Source organism: Paenibacillus typhae, from assembly GCF_900099765.1.
Classification (GTDB): Bacteria; Bacillota; Bacilli; order Paenibacillales; family Paenibacillaceae; genus Paenibacillus_AQ; species Paenibacillus_AQ typhae.
Genome location: NZ_FNDX01000054.1, coordinates 23,850 through 40,292, shown reverse-complemented (window position 1 = coordinate 40,292; position 16,443 = coordinate 23,850). Strand labels below are relative to the sequence as shown.

Genomic DNA, 16,443 nt, shown 5'->3' with positions numbered 1-16,443 from the left:
TTTTAGAAACCCGTAAAGAGACGTTCTATAAGTCCAGAAGACGAAGTGAATCGTCTGTGGGAAGGGAGTCCGAGGGGCTCATAGTACCAAGGAACCTAAGGACAACATAACCTTAGGGAGGGAAGGAGCCCTGCTTTGTTCATGTTTCACCAAGAGGTACGAGTCCGTGAATGCCCAAAGCGGCTAACGACACGCAAGAAAACACTCAAGAACTCGACAGGGGAAACTAGGTCATGGGCCAAGGCCAGAATGCTGCATGCCCATGAATGACGAACATCGGAAAGCCGTATGAGGGAAAACCTCACGTACGGTTTGATGAGGAGGGGCTGAATTTATTCAGCCCTTTACTCTAGCGAGCAGAGGCGTGGAAAATAAGCCTTGTCCAAAATAATGGTATTTGGTATATTAAACAGGAACTGATGTTCTTGTTTTGTGACAGGACAGTTACTGTTTCTATTACATAATACTTGTTTCAGGGAGCTGATCGCTTTGCTGTACTCTAATGATTACATAACGTTTAACTATGAGGAAGCAGGAGAAGGGCAGCCTATTCTGATTCTGCATGGAAATGGGCCGGACCACCGGATGATGATGGGGTGCCTGGAGCCGTTATTCTCACCAGGCCAGCAGTACCGGCGGATCTATGTGGATTTACCGGGTATGGGCCGAACGCCGGCGGCAGACTGGATTCGGTCTTCAGACGATATGCTGCGGGCTGTGGAGATGATGATTGAGGCACTGCTACCCGGTGAACGTTTTCTTCTGGTCGGCCAGTCGTACGGGGGCTATCTTGCAAGAGGGCTGCTCAGAAATTACGCAGATTTTATCGAAGGTTTATTTCTTTTATGTCCTTGTGTTATTGCAGAGATGCGTGACAGAGAGCTGCCGCAGCATCAGGCTGCAGTCTATGACAAGGAATTACTTGAGGAATTAAGTGAAGCAGAGCGGGACGAATTCACATCTATTGCTGTAGTGCAGACCAGGACTGCCTGGGAGCGTTATAACCGTGAGATTGTGAGCGCCTTGCAGCTGGCAGATAGCGGATTCATGGAGCGGATCAAGGCGGCAGGCAAATATCCGTTTAGCTTTGATGCTGACAGGATGGCCCCGTTTCTTAAACCGAGCCTCATTCTGACCGGAAGACAGGATTCCATGACAGGGTACAGGGATGCCTGGAGACTGCTGGATTTATACCCGCATGCCACCTTTGCTGTCCTGGACCGTGCTGGGCACAATCTGCATATGGAGCAGGAGGAGCTTTTAGGAGCTATGGTAAAGGAGTGGCTGAACAGAACCGGTGACGGTATGCTTACTTGACCCGTTCATACTCGATAATGACTTCGCCGTTTACCTCACCTGTAATTTTTCCTGTACGTATGAAGCCCAGCTTCTCATAGAAGTAGTGGTTTCTGAGTGCCCAGGAAGGGGTGTCCAGCGTCCATTTACGGACAGCGGGATAGGTTTGAAACAGGAACCGGAATGATTCTTGCCCGTAGCCATGGTTCTGGTGCAGCGGATCAATAAAAATGCGTCCCAGGTGACATTCCCCTGCTTCTGGAGAAGAGAAGACAATCATGCCCCCGATGATGTTATCCTCTACTAAGCATTCTTATAATCCCTCCTTGAAATATTATGAATAATCTACAGGATTAAGGAATTCGCGAATGTCCTTCGTTATACCTGCCCGCCGGCATTGTTGAAATTTTCGCAGAAAAATGTTGAATATTGACGACACACTATCATTCTCTTATACTTCCACTAGCTGCTAGAGTACATAGAATAGTAGGAGGCGTAAAAATGATACGTTCGGGGAAGTACAGGCGGGTACATAAGGTTCGGCTGGGCTTGTGGAGTTGTATGCTGCTGGTCCTCTTATTATCAATAAAACCGTCAGGGGCTTCTGCATCGGCTGCTGTTGTGAATCCCAACCAAATTTATTCTTACACTATTATGCAAAGAGATATTGAACGGTTAGTGAAGGCCTATCCGGATCTGGTGTCTATGGAGACATTGGGGCAGAGTCCCTATGGACGGCAGCTTTGGGCTGTGAAGCTGGGCAGAGGAGAATCGGTACTGTTCCTGAACGGCTCCCATCATGCCAGAGAATGGATGACAACTACCGTATTAATGAAAATGATTGATACATACGCCCAGGCCTATGTTAACAATACAACCATCTCTGAGTACAGCGTGCGCCGGCTTTTGGATGAAGTGAGTATCTGGATAGTTCCGATGGTGAATCCCGACGGGGTGGCATTGTCCCAGCAGGGGACGGCAGGTCTTACACCGGAGCTGGCCCAGACTCTGCGGCGTTACAACGGCAACAGCACTAACTTTACCCGCTGGAAGGCAAACATGCAGGGCATCGACCTCAACCGCCAGTATCCGGCGAACTGGAGTGCGATCAGGAATGCTGGTTCATACCCGTGGTACCAGAATTATAAGGGGCAAAGACCCGCACAGGCGCCGGAGGTGCAGCTGATGATGGATTTCACCTTCCGGATCGATCCGGAGGTGACGATTTCCTACCATAGCTCCGGAGAAATCATATTTTGGCATTTTAATACCCTCAGCAGCAATGTAGCCAGAGATCAGGCGATAGCCCGGACTCTTAGCCATATGACCGGATATGCTCTCGTATCTCCTGAGAAAAATCCTTCCGGCGGAGGATATAAGGACTGGTTCATCCAGGAGTTCGGCCGGCCCGGCTTTACCATTGAAATTGCCAGATATGCCGGTGAGAGCAATGTTCCGTTAAGCCAGTTCGGGAACGTATGGAATGATAACCGGGCAGTGGGACTCTATTCTGCGCAGCAGTCCCATTCCTTATGGCTGAATAAGCAGAAGGTCCAGTATCTCCAGCAGTCCATGGATGTACTTGCTGAAACCGGGTTCTACTCCAAAATAGGGGCTTTGTCCGGAAGTATCAGCATACAGCCGCAAAGACTGCAAGTGATATCCAAAAAGGGTGACTGGTATCAGGTACAGGCGGCAGAAGGCACCGGCTGGATTCATCCCTCTCCCGGAAAGCTTGCTGTGGTGGAGGAGATTGCGGCTACAGCTGAATTAAAGGTAAACGTCCCGGCCTATCAATACCCGGACAGATATGCTCCTAAAGTGACATTCCTTGAACCGCAGACGGTTCAGGTATCCGGCAGAGCGGGCAGCTGGCTGCTGGCACATACTCCTGGAGGAAGCTGGTGGATTGACGGCCGGATGGCCGAGCTGCGATGGCCTGTGGCGAATGAAGGAGAGGAAGCGGAAACTCAAAATGAAGGTGCAGGAGAAATGATGAGGGAGCCGGTGAGCAGCCCGGAGATATAAATTTTTTCAAATTACTGCTGATTGGATGGGCAGCGGCGCAAAAAAAAGGTGTTCCACAACCCTCTGACGGCTGAGTGAACACCTTTTTAATAAAATAAATCTATGCCGCAGCCTACTCCCGGGCAGTATTATCTGCCCCGATTTTGCGGCCGATCCATGCTTCGTAGGTCTTCACCACTGCGGACAGATCCTCGTCACCGTGGCCTTGGGTATATCCGGCCTGGAACATGCTTTTTGCCAGTCCAAGCATCGGTGCAGGTACACCTGTGGAATCGCTGAGTGCCGATGCGAGCTTGAGATCCTTCAGCATTAGCGCAAGCGAGAACTGGTTGCTGAAGTCATTCTCAATGATCTTGCGGCCCTTCAGCTCAGCCTGCTTGCTGCCTGCGGAGCCGTTCTGGACCAGCTCCAGGAACTTGTCAGCCGGAACGCCGTTTTTCACGGCGATGGAGAACCCTTCGGCAAGGGCCACGTTATGAATGCCGACCATGGTATTGTGGGCCAGCTTGGCCACGGCGCCGCTGCCGTTCTCACCCATATACAGCAGCAGGCGGCCCATCGTATCAAACAGGTCACGGTGTGCTTCAATAACGCTGGCTTCGCCGCCGACCATGAATACAAGCGTACCCTCGATCGCTGCAGGCTTGCTGCCGGTTACAGGCGCATCAAGGAAGCTGCCGCCGCGTTCTTCCACGGCTGCTGCGACTTCTTTGACCAGTCCCGGAGAAATGGTGCTGGAGTCGATGATTACCGCTCCCGGCTTGAGCACGGCCAGAATGCCGCTCTCTCCGTAAAAAACCTCACGGATCGAATCGTCGTTGCTGATCATGGTAATAATAACATCCTTGTCCTGTGCTGCAGCCTGGGGGGTAGCTGCAACAGCAGCGCCTGCTTCCTCTAAAGGCTTGCATTTTGCCGCCGTACGGTTGTATACCGTAACTGGATATCCGCCTTTCAGCAGATTTTCCGCCATGGGAGCCCCCATGGTTCCGAGTCCGATAAAGCCGATCTGTTTCATTCCATCTCCGCCTTCACTCTTTAGGTTTTCGCTGCCGGAGGAGAAGCGGCTTGTCGCCGGTTCGTTGCTCCAGCTGTGTTTTAACCATTCTATCACGGCACATAGGGTTGTTCCACCGGGATAGCAGAGCATGTATGATCAGCAAACGCTTTCATGTAACTCTCAAAAACATATTCTAAAAGCCGGCGCTGTGCCCTAAGACCTTGCCAGTCAAGGCAAATTAAAGTATCCTAGATTATAAAGTTGTAACAAACGGTGTCAAATCCAAAGAGATAAACAGGAGGTTACCATAACCGATGTCCAAAAAGATTAATTTTGACTACAGTAAAGCGCTGTCCTTCTTTAACCAGCATGAAATTGACTACTTTGCTGCTCCGATTAAACTAGCCCATGAGCAACTGCATAACAAAACTGGGGCCGGCTCCGATTTCCTGGGCTGGATTGATCTCCCGACCGCATATGACAAGGAAGAATTCGCCCGTATTCAAGAGGCAGCCAAGAAGATCCAGAATGATTCCGATGTCCTGATCGTTATCGGTATCGGCGGTTCGTATCTGGGAGCACGTGCTGCGATTGAAGCACTTACTCACTCCTTCTACAATAATCTGCCTAAGGATCAGCGCAAGACTCCGGAAGTATACTTTGCAGGTAATAACATCAGCTCTACATACATCACGCACCTGCTTGACCTGGTTGAAGGCAAGGACTTCTCCGTTAACGTAATCTCCAAATCCGGGACAACCACTGAACCGGCAATCGCGTTCCGCATTTTCCGCGCAGCGCTGGAGAAGAAATACGGCAAGGAAGAAGCACGCAAACGCATCTATGCTACAACAGACAAGGAGAAGGGCGCACTCAAGAAGCTGGCTACTGAAGAAGGCTACGAGTCGTTCATCATCCCTGATGATGTAGGCGGACGTTATTCCGTACTGACACCTGTAGGACTTCTGCCGATTGCTGTAGCAGGCATTGACATTGAAGAAATGATGCAGGGTGCCGCAGCCGCAGCCGATGAGTTCAACAATCCGGATGTAGCTACCAACCAGAGCTATCAATATGCTGCAGTGCGCAACGCTTTGTACCGCAAAGGCAAAACGACAGAAATTCTGGTCAACTACGAGCCTTCCCTGCACTTTGTCTCCGAATGGTGGAAACAGCTGTACGGCGAAAGCGAAGGCAAGGACTACAAGGGAATCTATCCTTCTTCTGTTGACTTCTCTACAGATCTTCACTCCATGGGACAGTTCATTCAGGAGGGCAACCGCAACATCTTCGAAACGGTTATCCAGGTTGAGCAGGTTCGTCATCACATTACGCTCGAAAGCGATGCTGACGATCTTGACGGATTGAACTTCCTGGCCGGTGAAACGGTTGATTTTGTCAACAAGAAGGCTTTCCAGGGAACACTGCTGGCACACACAGACGGACAAGTGCCGAACCTGGTTATAACCATTCCGGATCAAACTCCATATACTTTCGGTTATCTGGTTTACTTCTTTGAAAAAGCCTGCGGGATCAGCGGATACCTGCTGGGCGTTAATCCGTTCGACCAGCCGGGTGTGGAAGCATACAAGAAGAACATGTTCGCACTGCTGGGCAAACCGGGCTACGAAAAAGAAAAAGCCGAGCTGGAAGCCAGACTTACTGAATAGAACTACAGCACACCGCAGATCTTTCATACAAATGTAGTAACTGGGAGCAGTCCATAGGTTAACCATACCGGGGCTGCTCCTAAACTATATCAAGTTAATAAATACAGGTAAGGACTGGATTAAGGATGCTTGAACAATATCGGACGGTGCGTTCTCCCGGGTCCCGGGAAGTCGTAATTCGTAAGTCGCGGTTTATCGGCCATGTCATGCCGGTGGACAATGAAGAAGAGGCTATGCAATTTATCGAGGACATCAAGAAGCAGCACCGCAATGCGACGCATAACTGCTCTGCTTACATGATTGGCGAAAGAGATGAGATTCAAAGACAGTCAGATGACGGGGAACCGAGTGGAACGGCCGGGAAACCGATTTTGGAAGTAATCCGCAACCAACAAGTTAAAAATGTGGCAATCGTCGTTACCCGTTATTTCGGAGGCATTATGCTGGGTGCAGGCGGACTGATCCGGGCCTATGCTGACGGCGCTGTGCTGGCGCTTGAGGCTGGAGAAGTCATAACCCGGGTGCTGAGGCGTGAGGTCTTCGTACAGATCGATTATACGTGGCTGGGCAAGGTTGAGAATGAGCTGCGTGCCAAAGGCACCAAAACAGGTGAAACTTCCTTTACGGATACAGTGACGCTGCTGTGTCTGCCGCGAAATGATGAAGGTGACGCTTTTGTAGCATGGATAACGGATCTTACCCAGGGGCAAGCGCTGGTTACAGAAGGGCGGCGGCTTTACTTCAGCGAAGGGGAATAGATTATGGCAAGAAGAGCAGTGGAGCGGGAGTTGTCAAGAGAGAGAATTCTGGAGGCGGCCAGGCATCTGTTCATCACCAAAGGATACCGTGCAATTTCAATGCGCAGCATCGGACAGCATCTGGGGTACAGCCATGGTTCGCTCTATTATCATTTCAAGGAAAAAGCGGAGCTGTTCTACGCGATTGTGGTTGAAGACTTCAATCATGTAGCAGGTCTGCTCAGTGAGGCAATGAATAATCCGCCTGAACCCGGCATGACCCGGGTGGAACAGCTGGTAATGGAATTTATCCGTTTTGGACTGGATCATCCGCATCAGTATGAGATTATGTTCATGATCCGGGACGAAGAGCTTCTGGCTTATTGCCGGGCAGAACAGGGGCGATGTTTTGAGTTATTCGCCGGCATCGTACGCCGGCATATGAAGGAAGAAGGCTATGTTTCCGGGGATTGGCAAAGTGTTCCGCTAACATTATTTTTGTCCGCGCACGGATTTATTTCTTATTATATCCAGGATAAAGTGTCGTTTGATGATGTAAAACAGGCCGCCCTTACCCATATAAAGGTACTTAGCCGCAGTTTGTAGGCTGACATCTTTTTTAGGGCTTGCCGCTTTAGAGCTGTGCATTGGTATAACTTTGCATAGTGAAAGTGTTATAGAAACTATATATTATATAGAGGCGGCTCCGCCCTGGAATGGCGGAGCCGTATTTTTAATTCTTAATGCTATCCCTCAATAATTTTTACATAATACTGGCGGTGTCTGGGCCCGTCGAACTCGCAGAAATATATCCCCTGCCAGCGGCCGAGCAGCAGTGTGCCCTCATGAATGATGATGCTTTGGGACGGACCGGCTGTTATCGATTTCAGATGGGAGGCAGTATTACCTTCCGCATGGCGGTATTTCGGATGCTCCCAGGGATACACCTCATCCAGCCTCATCAGCACGTCGTGCTTAACATCCGGATCGGCATTTTCGTTAATGGCGATTCCTGCAGTGGTATGCGGGCAGTAGACCACAGCAATACCGTTTTGCACTCCGCTCTTTTTTACATAGGAAATAACTTCACGGGTAATATCACGCAATTCGTCCCGTTTGCTGGTCGAAATCTCGATAGTATGTAACATAATGCTATCCCCTCCCTGTACTATAAATAAAATATACTATAGTTTACCCCAAATTGAACGAAAGTAATTGACGGACACAAGCGGCTTTGGTAAAGTAATGATAATTATAATACCAAGTATATTAATAGGAATAATGCTGGGCTTAATGGCTACTATACCGACCGGATATCCGGAGGTGGGGGGACTTCTAATTTGAATTCGCTGCTTAGACACAAGGGCTGGACCTGGGGATTCCGCACAACGATTCTGCTGTATTTTGTCGTGCTGATTGTTTTGCCGATACTGGGAGTATATTACAATTCCTTTTCGCTGGGCTTCAGCACCTTTATCGAAAGTGTAAGCGACCCGATTGCCTGGAAATCGGTCCTGTTAACACTGAAGCTGGCGGTTATCGCCACTGTCATTAATGTTCTGCTGGGTACGATGATTGCCTGGGTATTGATCCGTTACCGGTTCCCCGGAAAAGCACTGCTGAACAGTCTGGTTGATCTGCCCTTTGCCTTGCCAACGGCGGTCGGGGGTCTGATGATTCTGCTCCTGCTGGGCCCGGGGAGTCTGATCGGCGGACTGGCGGAGAAGCTCGGCTTCGAAATTGTATTCCATCAGCCGGCGATTGTCATTGCGATGATCTTCGTAACGTTCCCGTTCGTCATCCGGGCGGTACAGCCGCTGCTGGAGGAGCTTGACCCTTCCGAGGAGGAAGCCGCGTATACGATGGGCGCCAAGAGCAGCCGGGTATTCCGGCAGGTGATTCTGCCCTCAATGGCACCGGGAATGATCAGCGGCGGTATGCTGGCCTTCTCGCGGGCGCTCGCTGAATTCGGTGCAGTCGTGCTGGTAGCCGGCAATATTCCGGGACGGACGCTGGTGTCCTCGGTCTTTATTTTCGGTGAAGTGGAAAGTGATAATCCAGTCGGTGCCGCCGCGGTGTCGGTCATTCTGCTGACCTTGTCCTTCCTCATCCTCTGGCTGATTAATTTGCTGCAGATGCGGGGGAGAAGATCATGAGAAAACTATGGATTATCCTTACTTATCTTGTTTTCATTCTGCTGATTGCCGCTCCGCTGGGTAAAATGGCGACAGAGGCGTTCAGCAATGGGCTTAGCGGATTCTGGGCATCACTTTCGAGACCTGAGGCGCTGCACGCGTTGATGATGACCGGATTCGTGGTAGTGGTGGTTACGCTGCTGAATACCTTGTTCGGTATTATGCTGGCCCTCTATCTGGTGCGGGCGAACTGGCTGGGCAAGCGGCTGAAGGGCCTGCTGAACAGCATTGTCGATCTGCCGTATGCCGTATCGCCGGTTATCGGCGGGCTGATGATTGTCCTGCTGCTCGGTCCGGACAGCGCGCTGGGTGCGCTTTTTGAACAGATTGGGGTCAATATTGTTTATGCTTTTCCCGGAATGGTCATTGCGACATTGTTCGTGACCTTCCCGCTGATGGTCCGTGAGGTGATGCCGGTGCTGCAGGAGATCGGTTCACAGCAGGAGGAGGCCGCTTCGACGCTCGGGGCGTACGGCTGGACAACCTTCTGGAAGGTGACATGGCCTTCAATCCGCTGGGCGGTCATCTATGGCGTGATCCTGACGGTGGCCCGCTCATTGGGGGAATTCGGCGCCGTGCTCGTTGTATCGGGCAACATTATGAACAAGACTCAGACCGCGACGACGCTGGTCTATCAGGATGTAGAGAACTTTAATGTGACCGCTGCGGGCGGTGTGGCTTTGGTGCTGGCGGCTTTCTCCGCAGGTCTGCTGCTGCTGATGGAATGGAGTAAGAGACGAAAGGGTGTGCATTAGAGATGCATGTAGAAGTTCGGGGACTAAATAAGCATTTTGGAGATTTTCACGCCGTGAAGGACGTCAATTTCGGCATTACCAAAGGTCATCTGATCGGACTGCTCGGCCCAAGCGGCGGCGGCAAAACCTCGATTCTGCGCATGCTGGCAGGACTGGAGACACCGGACAGCGGTGAAATTGTTTTTCATGGCAAAACGGTTAACAACCTTCCGCCGCAAGAGCGTGAAATCGGCTTTGTGTTCCAGAACTATGCGCTCTTTAAACACATGACTGTCTATGAAAATATTGCTTTTGGTCTGAAGGTCAAGAAAGCGAACAAGAATACGATCCGTGACCGGGTTACAGAGCTCGTTGAGCTTACCGGACTCAAGGGGTTCGAGAAGCGTTATCCGCATCAGCTGTCCGGCGGGCAGCGCCAGCGTGTGGCTTTTGCCCGGGCGCTTGCGCCTGAGCCGCAGCTGCTGCTGCTGGATGAGCCGTTCGCCGCAATCGACGCGAAGATCCGCCAGGAGCTGCGTTCCTGGCTGCGCGAGCTGATCGAACGTGTCGGCATTACTTCAATCTTCGTGACGCATGACCAGGATGAGGCGATTGAGGTAGCGGATGAGATTATGATCATCAATCAGGGGCGTCTGGAGCAGAAGGGCACCCCGTGGGATATTTACAAAGAGCCAAAGACGCCGTTTGTGGCAACCTTTATCGGTGAATCGACACTGATCGAGAGCACGAGCGAGCTGAAAGGCTTCAAGAATGCGGGCGGCGGGAAGCCGACCAAGGCGCTGATCCGTCCGGAGTATATCGAGGTAGGCCATCTGCATGAGTTCAAAATGGCCTCAGCCACTGAGCAGGGCATCGTGAAGCATCTGCATTTCCGCGGCAGCGAATGGCTGGTGGAGGTAGAGGTGAACGGACATAAGCTGGTGACGTACCGGTCGCTTGAGAAAGAGACGCTTACACCGGGTCAGGAAATCTCCGTGCTGGTCCACCGTGCCTACCTGTTCAATGACGAGCGCAGCTGGATTCAGGAAAACGGGCTGAAGGAAGATCCGATGCCTGTGTTTATCTAAGTAAAGGATGTGTGCCGGTATGAGGGTTCACAAAAGGAGCAGACAACTGCACGGATGGCTGGCAGCCCTAATGCTGGCATTGCTCGCACTGGCACTGGCCGGCTGCGGTAACAGTGAAGCATCAAACGATGGTGAAGCGGCTCCCCAGCAGGGCGATTTGACCCTGGTGATCGGAGCCTACAGCGTGGTCAAGGATGCAATGGGCGACATTCTGCCCCTGTTTGCAGCGGACTGGAAGGCCAAGACCGGCCAGACGATTGTTTTTCAGGAGTCCTACGAAGCATCGGGAACGCAGGCCAGAGCGATTGCCGGCGGCTTCGAAGCGGATGTGACCCTGCTTGCGCTGGAGGGGGATGTTGAGAAGCTGGTCAAAGCGGGACTGGTTGCGGATACCTGGAAAGAGCACGGTGCGGACGGCACGATTACCCGTTCAGTGGTGGCGCTGGGAACACGTGAAGGTAACCCGAAGGGGATTAAGGATTTCGCCGATCTGACGAAGCCGGGTGTGAAGGTGCTCTATCCCAATCCGAAAACCTCCGGTGGAGCGCAGTGGGATATTAACGCGATCTATGGTGCGGGACTGAAGATGTCCGAGGCGCAGACCGGAGTGAAGGACCCTGCGGCTGCAAAAGCTTTTCTGGAGCGGGTACACGCCAATGTGGAATCTTTGGATAAAAGCGGGCGGGCCTCGATGGCGGCTTTTGAGTACGGGGTAGGCGATGTCATCGTTACGTATGAGAATGAGCTGCTGGCGCGGATCGCCAAGGGTGTCAAATACGAAGTGATCATACCGGAGGATACGATTCTGATTGAGAATCCGGCGGCTGTCGTGGACAAATATGTGGATGAGCGCGGCACGCGGGAAGCTGCCGAGGCGCTGGTCGATTATCTGACGACACCTGCTGCGCAGGAGGTATTCGCCGAGCACGGCTTCCGACCGGTGAACGAGCAGGTGTATGCCGCCAATGAGAGCCGTTATCCGGTTCCGGCCGGGCTGTTCGGCATCGATTATCTCGGCGGCTGGACAGAAGTCCGGGAGACATTGTATTCGAGGCGCGGCGTCTGGTATCAGGTGCTGGCGGGGATTTAGCAGCTGGTTTGCGGGCCGGCGGCAGCTGCAAGAAGCGGACATATGGATAAGCGGGGCCGTTCCTCCAGAGCTGGAGGGCGGCTTTTTTAATGCGGAAAACGGGGCGTAGTGGAGAGACTGGATGAGATGAACTGCGATATGTACTATAATGAGGGTTACTAATCTTAGCTGTTTGAACTGGAGGAGCGAGTGCGAATGGATACGTTGGTGTTTTTGGGGACAGGTGACGCAATGGGCGTCCCCCGGGTGTACTGCAGCTGTGAGACCTGCATGGAGGCGAGAACAGGCGGGCAGAATGCCCGGCTCCGCTCATCCGTGCTTATAGATAACGGCAGTGATTTCTTTGCGATTGACTGCGGGCCGGACTGGCGGCGGCAGATGGAGCAGCAGGGGCTGCGCAGCATGCGCAGGCTGCTGATTACCCATGCCCATTTTGACCATATCGGCGGGCTTCCGGAATGGGCGGATGCCTGCCGCTGGATGGGTCACCGGGGAGAGCTGTATGCTCCGGCTGAGGTAATTCCGATTATTCAGCGGCAGTACCCGTGGCTGAGCGGACACATAGACATGATTCCCTGCGATGACGGGATCGAGCTCGACGGCTGGCAGATCAGCACCTGGCGGGTGAATCACGGTAAGAACGGCTATTCTTACGCATACAAGCTGGAGAAGGCTGGGTATACGTGGGTGTATTGCTCTGACTCCATCTCACTCGGACAGGAGGAGTACGCTCCGATGCACGGAGCCGACCTGCTGGTGCTGGGCACCAGCTTCTATTATGAAGCGGCTGAGCTCTCCACCCGCTCCGTGTATGATATGACGGAAGCGGCAGAGCTGCTGAAGGTGGTCCAGCCGGCCCGTACCGTCTATACGCATATGTCGCATGATGTGGACATCCGCAAGGATTACATATTGCCGGAGGGCGTTACTCTGGCGGTTACGGGAATGAGGCTTACGCTGGATCGGGGGTAGAGTGGCTGGACGGCTGGAAGAGGCAGGCTGCCGCACATAAGATTTATCACTTCCAGAAAAAGGTTTTCCAAATATAATGCCGGAAAGGAGATTTAATTAGACAAATAGGAGGCTAACAATATGTCTGAACCGGTAATTCCCATTTTGCTTGATATTCCTGAAAGCATTGAGACGGAGCGGCTGCTGATCCGGGCTGCGCAATGGGGCGACGGGGCGGAGATGAACGCGGCAATCATGGAGAGTCTGAATGAGCTGCAGCCGTGGATGATCTTCGCCCAAAAGCCGCAGCCGCCTGAGGAAAGTGAAATTTTCGTCCGGGAAGCGCGGATCAATTACTTGAAGCGTACTAACATGCACATGGGCATCTATAACAAGACTGACGGAACGTTCGTAGGCTGCAGCGGACTTCACCATATCGACTGGGGTATCCGTTCTTTTGAACTGGGCTACTGGATCAGAACCTCCTGCTCCGGAAAAGGGTACATGACGGAGGCGGTGAATGCCATTACGAATTTCGCCATCCAAGAGCTTGAAGCTAACCGGATAGAAATCCGCTGCAGCGGACGCAATGCCAAAAGCGCCGCCGTAGCAGAGCGTGCCGGTTATAAGCTGGATGGAGTTCTGCGGCTCAGCATGCGCGGCTTTGACGGAGAGCTGCATGACAGCAAAGTGTATGCGAAGGTACGCGGATCGGAATTTTAGGCTTAAACGGACGTACGAGACGACGTGGGAGTTGTGTATTACCCAGATCGGCCGTATAAGAGGATGGCAATCAATAAAGAAGGGTGCGCTGCGCCGGTTGGTTGAAAACCGGCGGCAGCGCACCCTTTTGCTATACATATAAAAACTATTCTACTGTCTTCAAAATAAACTTGTCGATCGCATACTTCACGCCGTCTTCATTGTTGCTGAGGGTGACGAAATCGGCAATTTCCTTGAGCGCAGGAATGGCATTGGCCATAGCGACACCAAGACCGGCCGCTTCGAGCATCTCATGGTCATTCCAGGAATCGCCGACAGCGATCGTTTCGGACAGCTCACAGCCGAAGTGGCCTGCCAGGAACTCAAGCGCGATGCCCTTGGTGCCTTCACTGTGCATGATTTCGAGGAAGTGGGGCTTGGACTTGGTAATGTGAACGGAATTGCCCAGCAGCTCACGCAGGATCGGGGACAGCTCGTCCAGGTAGGCCGGGTCGTCGATGATCAGCATTTTTGGGGTCTTCTGAGGAACAAGCTTGTTCTCCCAGTCCGGTTCAATGAAGTATTGGGTCCGGTTCAGCTGGGAATATTCAATCAGCTTCTGGTTCTCTTCACGCGCATACAGCTTGTCATCAATATAAGTCTGAAGGTGCAGATCATGCTCCACACAATACTGGAAAAGCTTGCGTACAGCATCCTGCGGTACATAACGCTCGTAGAGCACCTTTTCGTCCATCAGGTTCTTGACCAGGGCACCCTGATAAGTGATGATCGGCACGTTGAGGCCGGTCTGGCGGGCAATAGCCTGAGCGGAAGCATAAGCACGGCCGGTGGCCAGAGTTACTACCACACCTGCAGCGACAGCCTGCTCCAGCGCGGTCTGGGTGGCAGGGGTTACTTCCTTGTCATCATTAATTAATGTGTCGTCGATGTCGATTGCAATCAGTTTGTACATTCGGGTTCTCTCCTAAAGGTTATTGTACTAGTATAAATGAAATTATCCGTCTGATGAAGCTAAAGGAACGGCGTTCTCTTCTGAGCGTCCGTCCTTGTCAGGCACGGGACTCAGCTCGGCAGTAAGCATCGCAGCAAGGATGAGCAGGCAGCCAAGCCCGGCGGAAAGCCCTAGCTTCTCACCGCCAAAGACAAGTCCGGTAAAAGCGGCGAACACCGGCTCCATCGCGTAGATAATGGCCACCCGGGACGGTGTGGTGTATTTCTGGCAGGCGGTTTGAATCCAGAAGGCAAACGCGCTGGTCGGCCCGATGGAGATCAGCAGCGCCCACAGCACATCGGGCTCCCTGACCAGCTCCCGGCTCTGCAGCAGCGGGCCGCTGCCGTCAACAATCAGCGAGGCAATGATGCTGAGAAGCCCGACAACAGCGAGCTGCAGCGTTGCCAGCGGCAATGCCGGATAGCGCGGTGCATACACGCCCGTATAGGCAATCTGCAGGGCAAAAGCGACTGCGCAGAGCAAAACCAGGCTGTCGCCCAGCCCAAGCGAAAATGCCGAGCCGGTGAAGGTCAGCAGATACAGTCCTGAAACGGCAATAGCTGCACTAAGCCATGTGTAGCGGGAGATGGAGTGCTTCAGCAGCGCAAGCGACAGGAAGGGGACAATCACGACGGATAAGCCGGTAATGAACCCGGTATTGGAGGTGCTTGTGTACAGCAGTCCCATCGTCTGCAGACCGTAGCCCATGAACAGAAAAAGACCCAACAGCAGGGCATGCATAACCATACGCCAGTTCAGCTGTTTCCATTCATGACGGTAAAAGACAGCCGTAATCAGCGCCAGCAGCAGGGCGGCGCCTGTGAACCGGATGCTGTTGAAGGCAAGCGGCGGCAGTACCCTGACTGCGTGCTGGACGATCAGGAAGGTACAGCCCCACATCAGCGCTACAAGCAGCAGGCTGAGATCAGCGATTCGCGAGCGGCTCACAATCGTCATCCTTTCATGAAATACAGAAAACGTATCAAGTTGTCCAAATTGTATCCTAAAACACAGGGGAGGACAAGCCAAAACTATACGGAAGCCCAGCGGATAGAGGCTTTAGACACGCATAATGCAACTGCAGGCTGGACAAAAAAACGCTCTCTTAGTATACTTTGGTAACCGTACATTTGTTCTTGTTTTTGACAGCTTAGAAAGGGGCGGTTTCAAAGATGATGGGCAAATCCCATTTTATTATCAGCACCGGGATTACGCTCTCTGTGATGAATCTGCTCGGTTACGAAATCACGATTCCGGCAGTTGCTGTGGCGGCGGTCAGCTCCCTGCTGCCTGATATTGATGAGCCGAATTCGCTGCTGGTGCGCAGTGCTGTGCCGGAATCGGCGTTGAGGCTGCTGCAGGTGGCGTTGATCGGCGCGGCGATTTATCTGTACTTTGCCGGCATCGCTGAACCGCCATGGCATATCGTGCTGGCACTGCTCGTGGGCAGTGTATCGTTCCTTCCGGGCAGAAGGCTGCGGCAGCTGGTTATGCTGCTAATCGCTCTGGCGCTGTTTGCGTTCGCCGACGATTATGATCCGTGGAACTACATCGCCGCCTGTATACTCGTGGTAGCCTCTGTTGTTCCGCACCGGGGAATCACGCATACCCTGTATGCGGTGGCCGGCTGGGGGGCGCTGCTGTATTTTGTCTCCCTCGGCATGAATGACGGCGGCAGCCTGTGGATTGCCGGAGGCCTGTCGTATGCGCTGCATCTGCTGGCCGACTCGCTGACCCAGCGCGGGATTACCCCGCTGCCGCCGCTGCCCTTCAAGCTTCGTCTGAAGCTGATGAGCACCGGCACGAAGAAGGGCAGCGGTGTGGAGAAGGTATGCATTGTGCTCACCCTGCTGCTGGTTGTCTATGTGTTCGTTATTACCCCCTCCTAAACGTAGGGCGCCCGGAAGGGCAGGATAAGGCTCTCCGCTGTCTGCAGCGGG

The 16,443-nt window shown here is 52.7% G+C and carries 17 protein-coding genes; 12 read left to right on the top strand and 5 right to left on the bottom strand.

Annotated elements, in window-relative coordinates:
- The first annotated feature begins 489 nt into the window (after positions 1–489).
- Complete coding sequence (locus BLR64_RS26800) at positions 490–1,317, top strand: alpha/beta fold hydrolase (protein ID WP_090719387.1); 828 nt, start codon at positions 490–492, stop codon at positions 1,315–1,317.
- Here BLR64_RS26800 and BLR64_RS26795 read toward each other — a convergent pair.
- On the bottom strand, positions 1,310–1,585 hold the full coding sequence (locus BLR64_RS26795) for a GNAT family N-acetyltransferase (protein ID WP_279615493.1): 276 nt from the start codon (positions 1,583–1,585) through the stop codon (positions 1,310–1,312). The two genes, BLR64_RS26800 and BLR64_RS26795, sit on opposite strands and share 8 nt — an antisense overlap.
- A gap of 212 nt (positions 1,586–1,797) precedes the next feature.
- Here BLR64_RS26795 and BLR64_RS26790 point away from each other — a divergent pair, with 212 nt between their 5' ends.
- A complete protein-coding gene (locus BLR64_RS26790) occupies positions 1,798–3,324 on the top strand; it encodes a M14 family metallopeptidase (protein WP_090719383.1) in 1,527 nt (508 codons plus the stop codon).
- A gap of 112 nt (positions 3,325–3,436) precedes the next feature.
- Here BLR64_RS26790 and BLR64_RS26785 read toward each other — a convergent pair whose 3' ends face one another.
- Positions 3,437–4,342 (bottom strand): NAD(P)-dependent oxidoreductase, encoded by a 906-nt coding sequence (locus BLR64_RS26785; protein ID WP_090719381.1) that lies wholly within the window; start codon positions 4,340–4,342, stop codon positions 3,437–3,439.
- A gap of 296 nt (positions 4,343–4,638) precedes the next feature.
- Here BLR64_RS26785 and BLR64_RS26780 point away from each other — a divergent pair, with 296 nt between their 5' ends.
- The 3 genes from BLR64_RS26780 to BLR64_RS26770 all read left to right on the top strand — a co-directional run bounded on the left by BLR64_RS26780 (position 4,639) and on the right by BLR64_RS26770 (position 7,337).
- Positions 4,639–5,994, top strand: coding sequence for a glucose-6-phosphate isomerase (locus BLR64_RS26780; RefSeq protein ID WP_090719379.1), 1,356 nt, complete (start codon positions 4,639–4,641; stop codon positions 5,992–5,994).
- A gap of 125 nt (positions 5,995–6,119) precedes the next feature.
- The gene (locus tag BLR64_RS26775) at positions 6,120–6,752 is read left to right on the top strand and encodes a YigZ family protein (protein WP_042173638.1); all 633 of its coding nucleotides are present in this window, start codon (positions 6,120–6,122) and stop codon (positions 6,750–6,752) included.
- A 3-nt stretch (positions 6,753–6,755) separates the two neighbouring features.
- Complete coding sequence (locus tag BLR64_RS26770; RefSeq protein WP_090719377.1) at positions 6,756–7,337, top strand: TetR/AcrR family transcriptional regulator; 582 nt, start codon at positions 6,756–6,758, stop codon at positions 7,335–7,337.
- 140 nt (positions 7,338–7,477) lie between these two features.
- On the opposite strand, the gene BLR64_RS26765 is transcribed toward BLR64_RS26770, so the two are convergent.
- Positions 7,478–7,879, bottom strand: a complete 402-nt coding sequence (locus BLR64_RS26765; RefSeq protein WP_090719375.1) for a secondary thiamine-phosphate synthase enzyme YjbQ — start codon at positions 7,877–7,879, stop codon at positions 7,478–7,480.
- 192 nt (positions 7,880–8,071) lie between these two features.
- Between BLR64_RS26765 and cysT the strand changes: the two genes are divergently transcribed.
- From cysT to BLR64_RS26735, 6 genes are all read left to right on the top strand, one after another.
- Positions 8,072–8,887, top strand: a complete 816-nt coding sequence (gene cysT / locus BLR64_RS26760; protein WP_090719373.1) for a sulfate ABC transporter permease subunit CysT — start codon at positions 8,072–8,074, stop codon at positions 8,885–8,887.
- Positions 8,884–9,681, top strand: a complete 798-nt coding sequence (locus BLR64_RS26755) for a sulfate ABC transporter permease subunit (protein ID WP_090719372.1) — start codon at positions 8,884–8,886, stop codon at positions 9,679–9,681. The genes cysT and BLR64_RS26755 overlap by 4 nt, the downstream gene beginning before the upstream one ends.
- 2 nt (positions 9,682–9,683) lie before the next feature.
- The gene (locus BLR64_RS26750) at positions 9,684–10,748 is read left to right on the top strand and encodes a sulfate/molybdate ABC transporter ATP-binding protein (protein ID WP_090719370.1); all 1,065 of its coding nucleotides are present in this window, start codon (positions 9,684–9,686) and stop codon (positions 10,746–10,748) included.
- A gap of 19 nt (positions 10,749–10,767) precedes the next feature.
- Positions 10,768–11,838: a sulfate ABC transporter substrate-binding protein gene (locus tag BLR64_RS26745; protein WP_090719368.1), complete on the top strand. Its 1,071-nt coding sequence runs from the start codon at positions 10,768–10,770 to the stop codon at positions 11,836–11,838.
- Positions 11,839–12,033: 195 nt separating this feature from the next.
- Positions 12,034–12,810: an MBL fold metallo-hydrolase gene (locus BLR64_RS26740; RefSeq protein ID WP_090719366.1), complete on the top strand. Its 777-nt coding sequence runs from the start codon at positions 12,034–12,036 to the stop codon at positions 12,808–12,810.
- Positions 12,811–12,930: 120 nt separating this feature from the next.
- Positions 12,931–13,512, top strand: a complete 582-nt coding sequence (locus BLR64_RS26735) for a GNAT family N-acetyltransferase (RefSeq protein ID WP_090719364.1) — start codon at positions 12,931–12,933, stop codon at positions 13,510–13,512.
- 145 nt (positions 13,513–13,657) lie between these two features.
- Here BLR64_RS26735 and BLR64_RS26730 read toward each other — a convergent pair whose 3' ends face one another.
- Positions 13,658–14,464: a Cof-type HAD-IIB family hydrolase gene (locus BLR64_RS26730; RefSeq protein WP_090719362.1), complete on the bottom strand. Its 807-nt coding sequence runs from the start codon at positions 14,462–14,464 to the stop codon at positions 13,658–13,660.
- A 42-nt stretch (positions 14,465–14,506) separates the two neighbouring features.
- Positions 14,507–15,451: a DMT family transporter gene (locus BLR64_RS26725; protein WP_090719360.1), complete on the bottom strand. Its 945-nt coding sequence runs from the start codon at positions 15,449–15,451 to the stop codon at positions 14,507–14,509.
- A gap of 224 nt (positions 15,452–15,675) precedes the next feature.
- Here BLR64_RS26725 and BLR64_RS26720 point away from each other — a divergent pair, with 224 nt between their 5' ends.
- Positions 15,676–16,392 carry a metal-dependent hydrolase gene (locus BLR64_RS26720; protein ID WP_090719358.1) on the top strand — a complete coding sequence of 239 codons (717 nt, stop codon included), beginning with the start codon at positions 15,676–15,678 and terminating at the stop codon, positions 16,390–16,392.
- The last annotated feature ends 51 nt before the right edge of the window (positions 16,393–16,443 follow it).